We start from the raw sequence: 18,200 nt of genomic DNA on the forward strand, positions 1-18,200 counted from the left end.
TTTCACGTGAAACATAGTTATTTTTTGATGGGCTTGATATACACCACTGGTACCTCGGCACTTTGGTCAAAGTAGAATCCATAGGTGCCGGTTTGCTTCGGGTTAAATCGAAAGTAAGCACCATTTGAATTGCAGTTCGCTTTCACGGCCGGTCCATTGCTTACGACGATCTCATCCGCTTTAGTTAAGAACCCACAATTGAAATCCGGTGACCAACCAGCATCGGCAAATTTGAAATCATAGTATTCGCCGTCAGCCACGAGACGAGCTTGCGCCCGATAAAGATTGTCGCCCACCTTCTTCACACGATACTGCTCTTCAGCATCCCACCAGGTGAAAACAGCGCGTAGGTATAACAGGTTTTCCATCGCGGGTTTTGGTGGTGGTTCCACTTTAGTGACCTTGGGGGCGGTACTTTGACAGCCGCTCAATATTGCAGCTCCGACCGTTAGCATAAGGGTAAGGTGAAGAGACTTGGTAGACGAGCGCAATTGCATAACGTTGGTAACGCCTCTGTTCGTTGTTGCTACTAAGGCTAGTCAAAGAGGGCGTCGTTGTCATATGAAAAAGCCCATGCTGTGAGAGGCATGGGCTTTGTTAATGGTGATAGCTTTAGTCGTTGAAACTGCTGATCACTGAAGGAGTGAGATATCGGCCGTGTGACCAAATACCTGATGCAAATTTTGCAGCAATGCCTGACGGTTGGCTCGCACTGCGGCATCATCAACATTGACCATAACATCGTCAAAGAATGCGTTGATCGAGCCATTGAGGCTGGCCAATTCGACTAATGCCTGCTGGTAATCTCCAGCACCGAAAAGCGGCTGAACCTTGTCTTGCGCTGATTTCAGTTGCTCAGCTAAAGCAATTTCCGCAGCTTCGGACAGCAGAGCGCCATCAATGGTATGCGCAATTTCGCCTTCCACTTTCGCCAAAATGTTACCAACGCGCTTATTGGCAGCAGCTAGTTCTGCTGATTCTGGCAGTGATTTAAAGTGGCTAACCGCTTTAATACGCGCATCAAAATCAGCTGGGCGGGTTGGGCGCTTGGCCAAAACCGCTTGAATGACATCCGCTGTGATGCCTTGCTCTTGATACCAAGTGCGGAACCGGCCAAGAGCAAAATCAACGACGTCGTCAACGACTTTGTCGTTTGCGAGTTGGTCAGCTTGGAAATTACCTTTGGCAAATGTAGCTAGCTCAGCTAAATCCAAAGGCAATGATTTTTCGACCATAATGCGAAGGGCACCAATGGCAGCACGACGCAATGCAAACGGGTCTTTGTCACCTTTAGGCGCTTGGCCAATGCCAAAAATACCGACTAGGGTGTCGACTTTCTCTGCGATAGCCAGTGCACAACCAATGTCTGTTGCTGGTAATTGGTCGCCGGAGAAGCGTGGCATGTACTGTTCATTTAAAGCAATGGCGACGGCTTCTGGCTCGTTGTCATTGCGCGCATAGTGCATGCCCATGATGCCTTGGACATCAGGGAACTCCATGACCATTTCCGTCATCAGATCGGTTTTTGCCAGTAAGGCTGCACGCTCTGCTTCGAGTTTGTTGGCGTCTAAAGCTTCGGCGATATGGCCTGCTAGCAAAGCAACGCGTTCTGACTTGTCTTTCAATGTGCCCAACTTCTGTTGGAACACCACTGTTCCCAAGCTGGCAATGCGTGATTCGAGCGACTTTTTCTTATCGGTTTCGAGGAAGAAGCGCGCATCGGCGAGGCGAGGGCGAACAACTTTTTCGTTACCGGAAACGACTTGCGCTGGGTCTTGACTCTCGATGTTCGAGACAAAGATAAAACGAGGCATGAGCGCGCCGTCTTTGCTAAGCATTGGGAAGTATTTTTGGTTGTCCTTCATGGTGTAAATCAGTGCTTCTTTTGGCACTTCCAAGAAGTCTTCTTCAAAACTACCAACCAAAGTGACCGGCCATTCAACCAATGCGGCGACTTCATCAAGTAATTCGTCATCAATATCGGCTACGCCATTTTCTGCGGCCGCTGCAGCTTCTACCTGCTGCTTAATGGCGGCTTTACGTGCTGCAAAATCTGCAATGACCTTACCTTCAGATTCTAGCTTAGTCAGATACTCGTCAGCGTGTGCGATGCTGATCAGCCCTTCGCTATGAAAACGGTGACCCTGAACCAGACGATCCGACTGAATGCCGAGTACGGTGGCATCGACCACTTCCGCACCGTAAAGGATAGTGAGGGTATGTACTGGGCGAATGAATTCAGTGTCATACGCACCCCACCGCATCGGCTTCGGAATCGGGATTTGTTTGACTGCTTGAGCAACCAGCTCAGGCAGTAGTTGCTCAACACTGGCGCCTTTGATTTCGGCTCGATGTAGTAGCCATTCGCCTTTGTCAGTCTTTAGGCGCTCGGCTTGGTCAATGGTAATGCCGTTGCCGCGCGCCCAGCCCAATGCGGCCTTGGTTGCTTCACCGCTGTCGTCAAATGCGACTGATACCGAAGGGCCGCGTTTTTCTTCAACTCGGTCCGGTTGCGATGCTTCGAGCGCTTCGACAATGAAACCGATTCGGCGTGGGCTGGCAAACCAGTTAATTTTAGCGAAGCCAAGACCTGCCTTTTTTAAACCGGCTTCAAAACCACTACAAAATGAAGCTGCCAGTTTCGGCAATGCTTTTGGTGGTAACTCTTCTGTACCTAATTCAACGAGGAGATTTTCGGTGTTCATAATTAAGCTCCTTGTTGGCTTTGGTTGTTACACATTGGGAAACCGAGCTCTTCGCGTGCCGCGTAATAGGCTTCGGCAACAGCCTTGGCTAGTGCCCGTACACGGAGGATATAGCGTTGGCGTTCGGTGACTGAAATGGCATGGCGCGCATCAAGCATGTTAAATGCGTGGCTAGCTTTCATCACTTGCTCATAGGCCGGCAGTGGCAGGCCGGCTTCGATTAGCTTGTTGCTCTCAGCTTCACATTGGTCGAACTGCTTGAATAGGACGTCGGTATTGGCGTGCTCAAAGTTGTATGCGGACTGCTCGACTTCGTTTTGATGAAAAACATCACCATAAGTCACTTTGCCCAGCGGGCCGTCAGTCCAGACTAAGTCGTAAATGGAATCGACGCCTTGCAAATACATGGCGATGCGCTCAAGACCGTAGGTAATTTCACCGGTGACAGGTTTGCACTCAAGGCCACCGACTTGTTGGAAGTAGGTGAATTGGGTGACTTCCATACCATTCAACCAAACTTCCCAGCCTAAGCCCCAAGCGCCAAGCGTTGGTGATTCCCAGTTGTCTTCAACGAAGCGGATATCGTGAACGTTGGTATCAATACCCAGTGCCCGTAATGAATTCAGATAGAGTTCCTGAATATTATCTGGCGAAGGTTTGAGGACTACTTGAAATTGGTAGTAGTGCTGGAGCCGGTTAGGGTTTTCACCATAACGACCATCGGCAGGACGGCGGCAAGGTTGCACATAGGCGCTGCTCATTGGCTCTGGGCCAATGGAACGCAAAAATGTTTGTGGGTGGAATGTGCCTGCGCCCACTTCCATGTCCAACGGTTGAACAATGGTGCAGCCTTGTTTGGCCCAATAATCCTGCAGTGCGAGGATCAGACCTTGAAAGGTCGAAACGTCGTATACCTGAGTCATGCCTGGATGTTTCCCAGAGATTTGTTGAGAGATTAAAAAAAGACCGTAAGTATACCGTTTGCGCGACTGTGAATGTAGGTTAAGTTAACGGTGATTGAAGCTTTTATGCACAAATAGGCTGAAAAATGCAGAAACAAAACGATTGTTCATGGCCTGGAGAGGACCAACAGTATCGTCAGTATCATGATGAGGTTTGGGGGCGTCCGGAGTTTGATAGCCAGCAACTATTCGAAAAGCTCTGTTTAGATGGTCAGCAAGCAGGCTTGTCATGGCTGACTATTTTACGAAAGCAGGGTAACTACCAGAGAGCGTTTGCTGGTTTTGACCCGAATGTCATCGCCAAATGGGGCGATAACGAAATCGAACAGCTGGTCACCGATGCCGGAATTATTCGCTCGCGTGCCAAAATCTCAGCCATTATTAGCAACGCTCAAGCTTACTTGTCGATAGAAAAGGGTAATGGTGAGTTTGCGCATTGGTTGTGGTCGTTCGTCAACCATTGCCAAATCGACATGACGTTGGACGCCGAATCATCAATGCAAACCGAATCCGAAGAATCCCGCGCCATGGCCAAAGCGCTCAAGAAGGCCGGCTTCAAATTCGTCGGCCCGACGATCTGTTATGCGTTCATGCAGGCGGTTGGAATGATCAATGACCACTTGCTTTCGTGCAGTTGTTACCAAGCCTGCAAGCCCAGTAAATATCCTTGGTGAAGCAATTTTGAGCAGAGTTTCACGTGAAACAATTGCTGGCTTGGACAGGCCTTTTTAGCCAAGGCCTTTTTGGATCCAATAACGGTAAGGGGCTTGTTCGACTTCGCGATAAAGCAACTGGTGCTCCATGAACTCACAAAAGCTAGGAATATCGCGCGTGGTTGAGGGATCATCCGCTGTCACCAGTAGGACTTCGCCCGCTGTCATTTCTCGTACAGTTTTGCGCACCATCATCACAGGCTCAGGGCAACGTAGCCCAATGGCGTCTAGTTGGCGATTTATTTCCGGTAGCTCTAAAGCGGATGACATAGGTTGGATATGGCTCAGTCGGTTTTGAAAACCCGATCATAGCAACTTCATCGCAGAATAAAACCAACAGGTGAATGTAAGCAGAGAGGGAAGGTTGCTGCGCCATTAGCAAAGCAGTGCGAGATGGCGCAGCAATAAAAGGAACTTAGTTACCCCGCTCAAATACGGTGGCGATCCCTTGGCCAAGGCCAATACACATGGTCGCTAAACCGAATTGAACATCGTTATGTTCCATCAAGTTAATCAAGGTCGTGGAGATTCGTGTGCCGGAGCAACCCAGAGGGTGGCCCAAGGCAATGGCGCCGCCGTTGAGATTGACCTTGTCATCCATCATATCGAGCAAGCCAAGATCTTTAGCACACGGCAAACTTTGCGCGGCAAATGCTTCGTTTAGTTCAACCAAGTCCATATCGGCCATGGTTAAGCCGCAGCGCTGCAACGCTTTTTGGGTGGCTGGCACTGGCCCGTAACCCATAATGCTCGGATCACATCCGGCAACAGCCATCGCTCTGATGGTCGCGCGAATCGGCAAACCAAGCGATTTAGCTTTGTCAGCTGACATCACTAGCATCGCCGACGCGCCATCTGAAAGGGCAGATGAGGTGCCGGCGGTGACTGTGCCGTTTGCTGGATCGAACACTGGGCGCAAACCGGCAAGCGCTTCGACCGTGGTCTCTGGACGAATCACCTCATCAAAATCGAATTGCTTGAGAGCGCCATTGGCATCGTGACCTTCGGTCGGGAGGATTTCATTGGCGAAACGACCTTCGAGCGTGGCAGCATGGGCCCGTTGATGCGAACGGGCGCCAAATTCGTCTTGTTGTTGGCGGCTAATGCCGTGCAGCTTGCCAAGCATTTCTGCGGTTAAGCCCATCATGCCGGCAGCTTTAGCGACGGATTTTGACATCCCGGGGTGAAAATCGACGCCGTGATTCATTGGCACATGGCCCATATGCTCAACGCCACCAACGATGAAGACATCGCCCATGTTCGTCATGATGGCTCTGGCCGCTTGATGCAGCGCTTCCATTGAAGAGCCACAAAGGCGATTGACGGTGACACCTGCCACCGACTTCGGCAACTGGGCTAACAAACTGGCATTACGAGCGACGTTAAACCCTTGCTCAAGCGTTTGTTGCACACAACCCCAGATAACATCTTCAATATCGTTTGGATCTAACGCTGGATTGCGCGTTAGCAAGCCTTTCATTAAGTGGGCAGATAGGGTTTCCGCGCGAACGTTGCGGAACATGCCGTTCTTTGAGCGGCCCATAGGAGTCCGGATGCAATCGACAATTACTACATCTTTCATGATCATATTCCTCTATTAATGTTTGCCGTTTGCGTGTTGCTGGGCGAGGTAGCTGCTACCGGATTCGGCAAGCTGGCGCATTTGCTCGGTCACTTGATACAGCGGCCCAAGTTCTGCGAGCTGATCGGCCATGGCGACAAAATTCTGCAAGCCCATCGTTTCTAGGTAGCGGAATACACCACCACGGAATGGAGGGAAGCCAAGGCCGTAGACTAATGCCATATCCGCTTCAGCAGGGCTAGCGACAATGCCTTCTTCCAAACAGCGCACGGTTTCAAGCACCATAGGTACCATCATCCGAGCAATAATCTCTTCATCACTGAACGCTTTGGTGGTGGCTCGTTGGACCAAGGTGATTGCATTTTCGCAAGTTTGTTTGCTGGGTTTGCCTTTCTTATCTGTGGTGTACTGATAGAAGCCAAGACCGTTTTTCTGACCGAAGCGTTTGTGTTGATACATCAAGTCGATTGCCGTTTCGGTATCGTTGCTCATGCGCTCGGGGAAGCCTTCGGCCATTACGGCTTGGGCGTGGTGAGCGGTGTCGATGCCAACCACATCGAGCAAGTAGGCTGGGCCCATTGGCCAGCCGAATTGTTTTTCCATGACGCGGTCGACCTGTTGGAAATCAGCGCCGTCGGCGAGCAACTGGGTGAAACCGCCGAAGTAGGGGAACAGCACGCGGTTGACAAAGAAACCAGGACAATCATTGACGACAATGGGCGACTTGCCCATTTTAGCTGCCCAAGCAACCACGGTGGCGACCGTCTCGTCCGAGGTGTCTTTACCGCGGATCACTTCCACCAATGGCATACGGTGAACAGGGTTGAAAAAGTGCATGCCGCAGAATCGACTCGGATCGCGGAGGCTTTGTGCCAGCGTGTTAATCGAAATGGTTGAGGTGTTCGAGGTGATGACACAATTGTCAGCCACTTGCTGCTCAACTTCGGCTAACACCGCGGCTTTGACCTTGGGGTTCTCAACCACAGCTTCAACCACAGCATCGACATTTTTGAGGGCGGAATAGTCGAGGCTCGGCACGATGTTATTGAGGACTTGGGCCATATCAGTGCCGTTAATTCGACCGCGCTCTAATTGTTTGTTGAGCAGCTTAGTTGCTTCGCGAAGGCCGAGGTTTAAGGCATCTTGTTGAATATCCTTCATCACCATAGCGGTGCCTTTACTGGCGCCTTGATAGGCAATACCGCCACCCATGATGCCAGCACCCAGCACGGCCGCTGACTGAACAGGTTGGGCTTGCTTGGTGGCCTTCTTGGCGAGGCCTTTGATGTATTGGTCGCTAAGGAAAATACCAACCAGTGCTTGGGTCACGTCGGTCTTAGCCAGCTTGATAAAGCCATTTTGTTCATTGATGAGGGCGCCACTGCGACCGCATGTCGCAGACTGCTCGATGGTTTTAACCGCCATCATAGGTGCAGGGTAGTGCTTGCCGGCTTGCATCGCGACCATGCCTTTGGCCGTCGTGAAGCTCATTGCTGCTTCTGTACGATCTAAAAGTAGAGGGCTGGTTTTTGCTTGGCGACGCGATTGCCAATCGAGCTTGCCGCTAATGGCATCGGCCAACATGGCAAATGCGACATCACGTAATTGTGCTGGGGTTGTTACAGCATCGACAGCGCCAACTTTGAGGGCGTCCGTTGCACGATAGTTTTTACCCGTAGTGATCCACTCCATAGCGTTATCGGCGCCGATCACGCGAGGTAATCTCACTGTGCCGCCAAAACCCGGCATGATGCCTAGTTTGGTCTCGGGCAAGCCGATCTTGGCGGTGTCGTCAGCCACACGAAAGTCGGTCGAGAGAATGGTTTCCATGCCACCACCGAGGGCAAAGCCGCTGACGGCACTGAGGCTGGGAACGGGTAAGTCTTCGAGCTTATTGAAAATATCATTGGCCATGGTGAGCCAGCCAGCCAACTGCTCGTCGGGCAGAGCAAACAAGCCGAGGAACTCAGTAATATCTGCACCCACAATAAAGCTATCTTTACTGCTGCTGAGCAAAACTGCTTTGACGTCGGCAGCTGCAGCAATGGCATCTACTGCTTCACTAAGGGCTTTAAGGGTGTCTTTGTCGAGTTTGTTAACCGAGCCGGGGGTATCAAAGCACAGTTCGGCAATACCGTGCTGTTCTAGGGTTACCCGGATAGCGTCCGATTGAAAAATCATGCGTGTCTCCAGCGTCGCAATGTCGCTACTTGATAAGGTTTGAGGCGTTATAATAGTTTTATACTAACTGGTCGAACCAGATGAGTTGGTTTAGTGTTGTTTAGAACGCTTAAAAATTCAACCATTTTTAAAACGCCTGTTTAATTTTTTGACCGGTGTAACATCAATGTTCTGGCGACAGGGTGTGTTATCGTATGTCGGTTTATTTATCCGTTTGTTCTGGAAGCGACCATGTCTAGCTTAGAAGCTACTTACGCCAACCACATTGATACCTTGCAGCGACGCACTGCAGAAGCGCTAGCCCGTTCCGGCCTAGAAAAACTTGTGATTCATTCTGGCCAAACCAAGCGCCAATTTCTTGATGATATGGATTACCCGTTTAAGGTGAACCCGCATTTCAAAGCGTGGCTGCCTGTGGTCGACAACCCAAACTGCTGGTTGGTCGTTGATGGCGTTAAAAAGCCAAAGCTAATTTTTTATCGGCCAGATGATTTCTGGCATCTGGTGCCTGATGCGCCGCATCAATTCTGGGTCGAGTCGTTCGAATTGGTGCTGCTGAATCAAGCTGATCAGGTGTTTCGTCATTTGCCGCGTGATATGGCAAACATGGCCTATATCGGTGAGTACGTTGAAGTCGCCGAAGCCCTTGGTATCGGCCACTTCAATCCAGAGTCAGTACTGAGTTACTTACATTATCATCGCGCTTATAAAACCGACTATGAGTTGGATTGTATGCGCGAAGCCAATCGCCTTGCGGTAAAAGGGCATGAAGCCGCTCGACGGGCATTTTTAAATGGCGACAGCGAGTTTGATATCCATCTGGAATACCTCGATGCGGTGGGCCATGCCGAGCATGAATTGCCGTATGGCAACATTATCGGCCTGAACGAAAATGCCGCTATTTTGCATTACATGCACCAGCGTCATACGGCGCCCGATGAGCATTTATCGTTTTTGATTGATGCTGGTGCTAGCTACAACGGTTACGCAGCCGATATTACCCGTACTCATTGTTATCGTGGCCATGGCACGTTTGCCGAATTATTGGCTGCGATGAATGAATTGCAGCGCAGTTTGGTCGATCAGGTGTTAGTTGGCGCTGACTATGTTGATTTGCATATCAATACCCATCGTCGAATTGCGGCGCTTCTCAATGCCTTTGGTATTGTCGATATGGAGCCGGAGCAAATGCTTGCTGAGGGCGTTAGCCAGACTTTCTTTCCGCATGGTTTGGGCCATCTTATTGGCTTGCAGGTCCATGATGTCGGCGGCTTTATGGCGGACGACCGCGGCACCCACATTGCGGCGCCTGATGAACACCCATTCTTGCGCATGACCCGTAAGCTAGAAGCGCGTCAGGTGGTCACCATTGAACCAGGCTTGTACTTTATTGGTTCGCTACTGGATAAACTCAAAGCCACTCCGCACGGAGATGCAGTCAACTGGTCACTGGTTAATACGTTGCGACCCTACGGCGGTATTCGGATTGAAGACAACATTATTGTTCATCCATCAGGTCCGGAAAATATCACCCGTGATTTGGGCTTAAAGTAATCGTTGAACAATCGCATTCATCGTGACTGAGCAAACGTACTGGCGGCCAACGGCGCCAGCCGAAGCCGAAATCGAAATCAAGAACTCGCGCTTTATCGCTTATCTAGAGCCGGTGAGCGATCTGCAACAAGCCGATCGAGCAAAGGAGCGCATTCGCCAGCTTCACCCCAATGCCCGCCATCATTGCTGGGCGCAAATTGTGTCTACTCCCGATGATGTCCATGGCGCTGGCAGCAGTGATGACGGCGAGCCGGGCGGCACGGCAGGGCGACCGATGTTAGCGGTGTTAAGCGGTAAGCCTGCGGGTTACTTGATGGTGATGGTGGTGCGCTACTTTGGCGGTATCAAGCTCGGCACCGGCGGCTTAGTACGAGCCTACAGTGGCGCGGTGCGAGCGGTTTTTGACGTTACAGAGTGGCGACAATGCCTGCCAATGCAGCGGCTGCAGTTGACCATGAGCTATTCTCAGCATCAGAGTGTGTTGCATTTGTTAGGGCAACATATGGGCGAAGTCGTTGACAGCGACTTCTCTCAGCACGTGGTGTTGCAAGTCCAGTTACCACAAGATCACGCCATGGATTTTATCGACCAACTCGAAGAGTTGGGAGCTGGGTCCATCGAATTGAAAAAACTCGACTAATGTGGGCTTGCTTGCAACATTATTTGTCTTCACACTTACCAGCTATAACTCACGCATTTCGCGACTTGCTCACTGGCTCGGCAAATTAACTAAATGGATTTCCGCTCTCTTGGCCGCATTCTGGGAATACTTGTCACCATCTTCAGTGTGACCATGATTCCACCTGCGCTGGTGTCACTCTATTTTAAAGACGGTGACGGCCTCGCGTTTACCCTGGCATTTTTCATCTGCTTGTTGATTGGCTTAGCGTTCTGGTTGCCAAACCGCAAAGCCAAAGCCGATTTAAAAGCGCGTGAAGGCTTTTTGATTGTGGTGCTGTTCTGGACCGTGCTGGGCGCAGTCGGTGCCATGCCATTTTTGATCAGCCAGTCGGTTGATATGTCTGCTGCGGATGCCTTTTTTGAATCCTTCTCGGGGCTGACTACAACCGGCGCGACGGTTCTTTCTGGGCTCGATGAGTTACCCAAAGCATTGCTGTTCTATCGTCAGCAACTGCAATGGTTCGGCGGCATGGGGATCATTGTATTGGCCGTGGCCATTTTGCCACTGCTGGGTGTTGGTGGCATGCAGCTGTATCGGGCGGAAACGCCGGGTCCGGTGAAAGATTCCAAGATGACACCACGTATTGCCGACACCGCACAATATCTTTGGTATATCTACCTGTCGCTGACGGTTGCTTGCGGTTTGGCCTACTATCTGGCTGGAATGACTTGGTTTGATGCCATTTGCCATAGTTTCTCGACCATCGCCATTGGTGGTTTCTCGACCCATGATGCCAGCATGGGTTATTTCGATAGCCCTGCGATTAATCTGATTTGCGTCGCCTTTCTGCTGATCTCTGGCGTCAACTTTGCCCTGCACCATGCCTTTGTGGTGACCCGCTCGTTAGGCATGTACTGGCGCGACCCAGAGTTGCGCGGCTTCTTGCTAATTCAAGCGACCTTAGTGATCATCTGTTTTTTGGTGCTGCTGGGCGATCAAGTGTACAGCGCGGTGGGCGCAACCTTAGATCAGGCATTGTTTCAGGCAGTTTCAATCAGTACTACAGCCGGCTTTGCCACCACTGACTTTGCTGCATGGCCGCTGTTTTTGCCTATTCTGCTGATGTTTTCTTCGTTTATTGGCGGCTGTGCCGGCTCCACTGGCGGTGGCATTAAAGTGATCCGTGTGCTGCTGATGAATTTGCAAGGGATGCGCGAGTTAAAGCGTTTGGTCCACCCGAAAGCGATTTACTCCATTCGCTTGGGCCGTAAGCCGGTTTCTGAGCGGGTGATGGATGCCGTCTGGGGGTTTTTCGCCGCCTACGCGTTGGTTTTTGTGGTCATCATGTTGGCGTTGATGAGTACCGGAATGGAAGAAATTACCGCTTTTTCTGCCACGGTGGCGACGCTGAACAACCTTGGTCCGGGGCTTGGCGAAGTGGCTCTGCATTATGGCGAAATCCCTGATGCATCGAAATGGCTGTTAATTGTGGCGATGTTGTTTGGGCGGTTGGAGATCTTTACCTTGCTGGTGCTGCTCACTCCAACGTTCTGGCGAAACTAATGGATTGGAATAAGGGTTAAAGATGGCGTTAAAGGTTCTATTTGTTTTTACCAGTCGCGAAGGCCAAACCGATAAAATAACTGCGCGCATGGCTGATCAGCTCACTGGCGCCGGTCATGTTGTTGAACGTCGACAGCTCACTGCAACGACAGTGGCGATGAACGATTTAGCGACATTCGATTGGGTTGTCATCGGTGGTTCCATTCATTACGGCAAACACGAAGCCTTTCTCGCTAACTTTATTCAGCGCCACTTGAGTGCGCTGGAGCAAACCCAGAATGCCTTTTTCACCGTCAATCTGACCGCTCGTAAACCAGAGAAAAATACCCCGGACAATAATCCTTATCTGAAAAAATTTCTCGGTCAGGTGGGGTGGCTTCCAACTCGGACAGCGGTGTTTGCCGGCGCCTTACTCTATAGCCAATACAACTGGCACGATAAACTTATTATCCGTTTCATCATGTGGCTGACTAAAGGTAACACCGACACCAGTAAAGACATTGATTACACGGATTGGCAGCAAGTCGAACGATTTGCCGATAGCTTAGCCGAGTAACGACTAGTTACTTCCAAAACCTAGGTAGCAGTAAGATCACCATAGTGGTGATCTCCAATCGACCGGCTAACATGCCCAAGCCAAGTGCCCATTTGGCTAAATCCGGTAGGCTGGCAAAATTACCGGCTGGACCTATGGTCTCGCCCAGCCCTGGGCCAACATTGCACACCGCGGTAACTGCACCTGTTAATGCAGTTACCGCATCAAGCCCCATCAAAGCCAACGCCAGCGCCAGCACCACAATGGTAAAGACAAACAGAAACAGCAGTGTCATTACTGAGGTCACAATGTCATCGCCCAATACTCGCTGATTAAAGCGCGAGACGAAGGTGCCATGGGGATGGATTTGTCGCTGCAAATGGCGAATCATCACCCGCCAAGCAACCTGTAACCGAAAAATCTTAATGCCGCCCGCGGTCGAGCCAGAGCAGCCGCCGCAGAACGTCAGAATAAAAAACACCATCATGGCGAAGTGGCCCCAAGCACTGTAATCGGTTAATGCGAAGCCTGTGGTGGTGATCACTGAGATGGTGTTAAACAGCGATAAACGCAAGGCATCAAGCCAATGCTGTTGCTGCGACAGGACCAAAAACAAGGTCAGCGCGAGGGTGCTTGCGAGCACTAGCTTGGCATAGCCAAACACTTGCTCGTCATGCCAAGGGCGCCAGCTTTTCCGGCGCAATGATTGAACGAAAATCAGCAGCGGAATGCCGCCAATAAACATAAACAGGCTGCCAACCCAATGACAGGCAGACGGAAAGGCTGCCATGGACTGATCTGAGGTTGAGTAACCGCCCGTGGATAACGTCGTTAGGGCATGATTAACTGCATCAAACCCAGACATGCCGGCAAGCCAATAACAAACTGCACAGATTAATGTCAGCAACGAATAAGCGCTAAACAGCAGCCGAGTGTAATGCTTCAGGTGCGGCATTTGTTTATCGCTCCAATCCGACGACTCGGTTTGGTAGAGCTTCATGCCGCCGACATTAAGGTACGGCAAGATGCCAACACCCATGACGATAAAGCCAATGCCGCCCGCCCATTGCAATAATGATCGCCACAGCAAAATGGCCGGTGGGTGATTGGGGATATCTGACAACACCGTTGAACCTGTGGTGGTTAGCCCTGAAATGGTCTCAAAAAAGGCATCGGTGAGGGGAATGTGCTCGACCAACACCAAGGGTAAGGATGCGGCTAGAGCCATCACCAGCCATATGATGGTGGTGAGCAGAAACATATCTCTCGGCCGCATTCTGGCGTTCAGCGGCGCTGGACGAAAACGGGCCAAAGCCGCCAGTGCTGCTCCGATAGTGGCGATGGTGGCCGTGGCAATCAGAAAATTAAAGCTTGAATGGTCATCGTAGTACCAGCCGGCAACGACTGGGAGCAACATCAACAATGCCAGCTTGGACAAAAACAACCCTTGCACCAGAACCAGTAAGCGAAGGTTGAGCATATAGTTTTCCTGCTAGAAGAAGAAAAACGGGCTGGGTTCGAATAACCGCTCTACATCAGTGATGTACTTCTTATCCACTAAGAACAGAATGACATGATCGTCTTGCTCAATACGGGTGTCGTCGTGGGCAATCAGCACTTCTTCGCCTCGGACTACGGCACCAATGGTGGTACCTGGCGGCAGCTTGATTTCGCTGATCATCCGGCCCACTACTTTGGAGGTTGAGGAATCGCCATGAGCGATCGCTTCAATGGCCTCAGCGGCACCGCGTCGCAGCGAGTACACATTAACAATATCGCCGCGCCGGACGTGAGTCAGAAGTGACGAAATCGTTGCTTGCTGTGGCGAGATGGCAATATCAATATCGCCGCCTTGGACCAAATCAACGTAGGCGCCACGCTGAATCAGCACCATGACTTTGGCGGCGCCCATCCGTTTGGCCAGCATGGCCGACATAATGTTGGCTTCGTCATCATCAGTCACAGCAATAAACAAATCAGTTTGCTCAACATTTTCTTCGCTGAGCAGCTCCTGATCGGAGGCATCGCCACAGAACACGGTCGCTTTGGCTAACTCAGAAGCGACATATTCGGCCCGCTGCGGGTTGCGCTCGATTAGTTTCACCGACGGGTGGCTTTTTTCCAGTGCCTGAGCCAAACCCAAACCGACGTTACCGCCACCAACAATAATGATTTTTTGGTAGGTTTTTTCCAGCCGTTGCAGCTCTGACATCACCGTACGAATGTGCTTGGTATCGGCAATGAAGAATACTTCATCATCGGCTTCAATGATGGTGGTGCCTTGCGGCCGAATAGGGCGGCCTCGACGAAAAATTGCCGCGACTCGGGTGTCAATGTGGGGCATGTGTTCGCGCAGCGTCGACAGTGCATGACCGACCAATGAGCCGCCATAGTAGGCTTTTACCGCGACCAAGCTCGCTTTGCCATCGGCAAACTCCATTACCTGCAAGGCACCAGGGCACTCCACCAAACGGCGAATGTAATTGGTGACGAGTTGCTCAGGAGCGATCAGGTAATCGACCGGCACATCTTGGCTTTGAAAGAGCTTTTCTTTGTATTTGAGGTAATTCGGTGAGCGAATGCGGGCAATTTTGGTCGGCGTGTGGAACAGTGAATAGGCGACCTGACAGGCGGTCATATTGATTTCATCGCTGCTGGTGACCGCAATCAGCATATCAGCATCTTCGGCTCCGGCTTTTTCCAATACGTCGGGGTGTGAGCCGTATCCTTCAACGACCTGCAGATCGAATCGGTCTTGCAGCTCGCGTAGGCAACTGGTGTCGCAGTCAACCACGGTGATTTCGTTTTTTTCACCGACCAGGTTTTCGGCTAAGGTGCCACCGACTTGGCCGGCGCCAAGAATGATGATTTTCATGCGTTAGGACTTATCCAATTTCTGCAGGCGAGCATAGTAAAACCCATCCATTTGTTGCTGACCTGGCAGAATTTGCCAGCCTGGCATTTCGATTGATTCGTCGGGGTTTATCGGAACCAACCTAGCATCCGCTTGTGATTGTAAAAAATCGCTGATCTGTAACCGATTTTCAACACTTAATACCGAGCAAGTGGCGTACAGCAGGATGCCTTGAGGTTTGAGCATCTGCCAGATGTTGCGCAATATTTGTGACTGAAGTTTAGCCAGTGCATCAATATCTGCTTTTGAACGCAGCCATTTGATGTCGGGGTGGCGACGGATCACGCCGGTGGCAGAGCAGGGCGCATCGAGCAAAATGGCGTCAAATAGTTCACCATCCCACCAGTCGGTCGTGCTGGCATCGCCAGTCAACACGGTCGCGTCAAGTTGCAACCGTTGCAGGTTTTGTTGCACACGCGCCAATCGGCCAGCATCAATATCGATGGCGGTCATCGCGAGCTGATTGTCGTTGGCCTCTTGCCAATGGCAGGTTTTGCCGCCCGGTGCGGCACAGACATCAAGCACCTTGAGCTGCTTACCTTTGGGCAGCAAGTGAGCGGCTTGTTGCGCCGCTAAATCTTGCACGGCAAACCAACCTTGGTCATAGCCTGGCAGGCGCGTGACATCGGTTGGTTGCGCCAACAACAGGGCATCAGGCCCTGCATCAGCGGTTTGTGCTGCAATTTCCGCTTGTTCGAGTTCGTGCTGATAACCGGCCGTTGTTTGCAGTCGTTGATTGACTCGTAACCACATTGGTGCGCGCTCATTATTGCCCGCTAGAATCGCCTGCCACTGCTCGGGATAATCTTGCTGCAGCGCTTTGATTAGCCAATTGGGATGAGCATATTCGACTGTTGGTGCTGGCCAGCTTGAAGGTTCATCGGCTTGTCGCTGAATGGTGCGGAGTACCGCATTAATCATGCCGCTAAACGCTTTGCCATTGAGTTGGCGGCTAGCGGCGACGGTTTCTGAGACGGCCGCATGAGCCGGAATTCGGGTGTGCTTGAGCTGGTAGATACCCACCAGAATCAGATGGTGCAGCACCCGATGGCGACCTTTGAGTGGCTTGGCGATGCAAGGCTGAGCAAGGCAATCGAGTTGCGGCAACCAACGCAGCGCGCCATAACTGAGCTCGGCAAGCAGACCTTTATCTTTGGGGTTATCGAGTTTGTTCGGTGCTGCGGCTAATGCATCGGTCAGCGACCGACCTTGCTCCAGTACTTGATAGATCACCTGCGCGGCACAGGCGCGAACATTCATGGTGCTGCTCACGATTGCGCTTCTGTTGCTGTTGATTGGAACTGGTTGCCGACGGCAAACCAGTCACCACGCGAGTTCAGCACGTCTGCCACTGCCATTGCTTTTTTGCCCGGCAGTTGAATCAACGTTAAGCGCAGCACGCCATCGCCAGTGGCGACATCAATGCCTTGTTTGTTGGCCGCTATGATGGTGCCAGCGACTTTGTCGCTGGTTGCAGAGAGCACCTCAACTTGATGGATTTTAATCAAGTGGTCGCCAAGTTGAGCCTGACTACCGGGCCACGGCGTGAAGGCGCGCACTTTGCGGTCAAGTACTGGGGCCGGTTGGTGCCAGTCGAGCAGGGCCTCGGCTTTTGACAGTTTCGCCGCATAAGTGGCTTGTGAGTCGTCTTGCGGTTGGGCTTGCGTGGTGCCTGACGCCAGCTCCTGCAATGCCTCAAGCAAGGCTTTGGGGCCGAGTTCGGCTAGTTTCTCGTACAGTGTTGCGCTGGTATCCGCTGCCGTAATTGGGCAGGCGGCTTTTAGCAACATGGCGCCGGTATCAAGGCCTATGTCCATTTGCATAATGGTTACGCCGGTCTCGCTATCGCCAGCTTCTAAACTGCGCTGAATTGGGGCTGCGCCGCGCCACTTTGGCAAGAGTGATCCGTGAACATTAATGCAGCCCAGCTTGGGGGTATCGAGTACCGCTTGAGGAAGCAGTAAGCCGTAGGCAACCACCACCATGATGTCGGCGTTGAGCGCCGCTAACTCAGCCTGTGACTGTTCTGTTTTTAACGTTTCTGGTTGGTAAACAGGGATCTCGGCATTGACCGCTAGTTGCTTCACGGCGCTAGCCTGAAGCTTCTTGCCGCGACCAGCAGGGCGATCCGGTTGCGAATAAACGGCAACGACCTGATGCTCGCTGTCAATAAGCGCCTGCAAATGGCGGGCGGCAAAATCGGGAGTTCCAGCAAATACAATGTTTAGAGGCAAGGGAGCTTCCTTTCGTTAAGCTTGGCGAGCGGCAAGGCGCGCTTCTTTTTCCAGTTTCTTTTTGATTCGCTCGCGCTTCAGTGGCGAAAGGTAGTCGACAAACAGCTTACCTTTAAGGTGATCGAGTTCGTGTTGCACGCAGATCGCCAACAAACCTTCGGCTTCTTTCTCGTACGGATTGCCGTCACGATCAAGTGCTTTAAAGGTGATTTTCTCAGCGCGATCGACATCGGCATAGCAACCAGGAACCGACAAACAGCCTTCTTGGTTAATCATACTGCCTTGCTTGTCGGTGATTTCTGGATTAATTAGCACCAATGGCTCATCGCCTTCATCGCTGACGTCCATCACGACGATGCGTTGGTGAATATCAACCTGGGTGGCCGCTAAGCCAACACCTTGTTCGTGGCGCATGGTGTCAAACATGTCATCGACAATTTGACGAATGGAGTCATCAACGACCTCAACCGGTTTAGCGACGGTGCGAAGACGTTCATCAGGGAAGCGAAGTACTGGAAGTAATGCCATATGTCTGCCGTTAATTTCTGTGAGCCGATGGGGCTGCATCAGTTGCTCTGTTGTAATAATCTGTCATTTTAAATGGTAGCCTGTTGTTGGAACAAGGTTTTGCCGCA

General features: G+C 51.5%; 16 protein-coding genes. 5 read left to right on the forward strand and 11 right to left on the reverse strand.

All coding sequences use genetic code 11. The features are described 5' to 3' along the window. Nucleotides 1-17 precede the first annotated feature (17 nt). The 3 genes from IC617_RS01910 to glyQ all read right to left on the reverse strand — a co-directional run bounded on the left by IC617_RS01910 (nucleotide 18) and on the right by glyQ (nucleotide 3,628). Nucleotides 18-392 (reverse strand): early set domain-containing protein, encoded by a 375-nt coding sequence (locus IC617_RS01910; protein WP_191143279.1) that lies wholly within the window; start codon nucleotides 390-392, stop codon nucleotides 18-20. 240 nt (nucleotides 393-632) lie between these two features. After that, nucleotides 633-2,705 (reverse strand): glycine--tRNA ligase subunit beta, encoded by a 2,073-nt coding sequence (glyS, locus tag IC617_RS01915; protein ID WP_191143280.1) that lies wholly within the window; start codon nucleotides 2,703-2,705, stop codon nucleotides 633-635. Between the two features lie 2 nt (nucleotides 2,706-2,707). Next, on the reverse strand, nucleotides 2,708-3,628 hold the full coding sequence (gene glyQ / locus IC617_RS01920; protein ID WP_191143281.1) for a glycine--tRNA ligase subunit alpha: 921 nt from the start codon (nucleotides 3,626-3,628) through the stop codon (nucleotides 2,708-2,710). Nucleotides 3,629-3,753: 125 nt separating this feature from the next. Between glyQ and IC617_RS01925 the strand changes: the two genes are divergently transcribed. Continuing rightward, entirely contained in the window at nucleotides 3,754-4,341 is a 588-nt protein-coding gene (locus IC617_RS01925) for a DNA-3-methyladenine glycosylase I (RefSeq protein WP_191143282.1), read from the forward strand. Nucleotides 4,342-4,395: 54 nt separating this feature from the next. On the opposite strand, the gene tusA is transcribed toward IC617_RS01925, so the two are convergent. The 3 genes from tusA to fadB form a co-directional block, all read right to left on the reverse strand. Next, nucleotides 4,396-4,650, reverse strand: a complete 255-nt coding sequence (gene tusA / locus IC617_RS01930) for a sulfurtransferase TusA (protein WP_191143283.1) — start codon at nucleotides 4,648-4,650, stop codon at nucleotides 4,396-4,398. 145 nt (nucleotides 4,651-4,795) lie between these two features. After that, nucleotides 4,796-5,962: an acetyl-CoA C-acyltransferase FadA gene (gene fadA / locus IC617_RS01935; RefSeq protein ID WP_191143284.1), complete on the reverse strand. Its 1,167-nt coding sequence runs from the start codon at nucleotides 5,960-5,962 to the stop codon at nucleotides 4,796-4,798. 15 nt (nucleotides 5,963-5,977) lie between these two features. Next, entirely contained in the window at nucleotides 5,978-8,143 is a 2,166-nt protein-coding gene (gene fadB / locus IC617_RS01940) for a fatty acid oxidation complex subunit alpha FadB (RefSeq protein WP_191143285.1), read from the reverse strand. A 231-nt stretch (nucleotides 8,144-8,374) separates the two neighbouring features. On the opposite strand from fadB, the gene pepQ reads away from it, so the two are divergent. The 4 genes from pepQ to hemG all read left to right on the forward strand — a co-directional run bounded on the left by pepQ (nucleotide 8,375) and on the right by hemG (nucleotide 12,438). Further along, nucleotides 8,375-9,697: a Xaa-Pro dipeptidase gene (gene pepQ / locus IC617_RS01945; protein ID WP_191143286.1), complete on the forward strand. Its 1,323-nt coding sequence runs from the start codon at nucleotides 8,375-8,377 to the stop codon at nucleotides 9,695-9,697. 22 nt (nucleotides 9,698-9,719) lie between these two features. Next, nucleotides 9,720-10,337, forward strand: coding sequence for a YigZ family protein (locus IC617_RS01950; RefSeq protein WP_191143287.1), 618 nt, complete (start codon nucleotides 9,720-9,722; stop codon nucleotides 10,335-10,337). A 93-nt stretch (nucleotides 10,338-10,430) separates the two neighbouring features. Continuing rightward, nucleotides 10,431-11,882 carry a TrkH family potassium uptake protein gene (locus IC617_RS01955; RefSeq protein WP_191143288.1) on the forward strand — a complete coding sequence of 484 codons (1,452 nt, stop codon included), beginning with the start codon at nucleotides 10,431-10,433 and terminating at the stop codon, nucleotides 11,880-11,882. Nucleotides 11,883-11,904: 22 nt separating this feature from the next. Then, a complete protein-coding gene (gene hemG, locus IC617_RS01960; protein WP_191143289.1) occupies nucleotides 11,905-12,438 on the forward strand; it encodes a menaquinone-dependent protoporphyrinogen IX dehydrogenase in 534 nt (177 codons plus the stop codon). A gap of 7 nt (nucleotides 12,439-12,445) precedes the next feature. Here the strand turns inward: hemG and IC617_RS01965 are convergent, their stop codons facing one another. Genes IC617_RS01965 through def form a run of 5 tightly spaced genes read right to left on the reverse strand, consistent with a single transcriptional unit; the run spans nucleotide 12,446 to nucleotide 18,093 of the window. Further along, nucleotides 12,446-13,897: a TrkH family potassium uptake protein gene (locus IC617_RS01965; RefSeq protein ID WP_191143290.1), complete on the reverse strand. Its 1,452-nt coding sequence runs from the start codon at nucleotides 13,895-13,897 to the stop codon at nucleotides 12,446-12,448. A 12-nt stretch (nucleotides 13,898-13,909) separates the two neighbouring features. Beyond that, nucleotides 13,910-15,292 carry a Trk system potassium transporter TrkA gene (gene trkA, locus IC617_RS01970; RefSeq protein WP_188708301.1) on the reverse strand — a complete coding sequence of 461 codons (1,383 nt, stop codon included), beginning with the start codon at nucleotides 15,290-15,292 and terminating at the stop codon, nucleotides 13,910-13,912. A 3-nt stretch (nucleotides 15,293-15,295) separates the two neighbouring features. After that, entirely contained in the window at nucleotides 15,296-16,591 is a 1,296-nt protein-coding gene (gene rsmB / locus IC617_RS01975; RefSeq protein WP_191143327.1) for a 16S rRNA (cytosine(967)-C(5))-methyltransferase RsmB, read from the reverse strand. An 8-nt stretch (nucleotides 16,592-16,599) separates the two neighbouring features. Continuing rightward, nucleotides 16,600-17,565 carry a methionyl-tRNA formyltransferase gene (gene fmt / locus IC617_RS01980; protein WP_191143291.1) on the reverse strand — a complete coding sequence of 322 codons (966 nt, stop codon included), beginning with the start codon at nucleotides 17,563-17,565 and terminating at the stop codon, nucleotides 16,600-16,602. 15 nt (nucleotides 17,566-17,580) lie between these two features. Beyond that, nucleotides 17,581-18,093: a peptide deformylase gene (def, locus tag IC617_RS01985; protein ID WP_191143292.1), complete on the reverse strand. Its 513-nt coding sequence runs from the start codon at nucleotides 18,091-18,093 to the stop codon at nucleotides 17,581-17,583. Between the last annotated feature and the right edge of the window lie 107 nt (nucleotides 18,094-18,200).

Origin of the sequence: Neiella litorisoli, from assembly GCF_014773395.1 — a bacterium.
GTDB classification, from domain to species: Bacteria; Pseudomonadota; Gammaproteobacteria; order Enterobacterales; family Neiellaceae; genus Neiella; species Neiella litorisoli.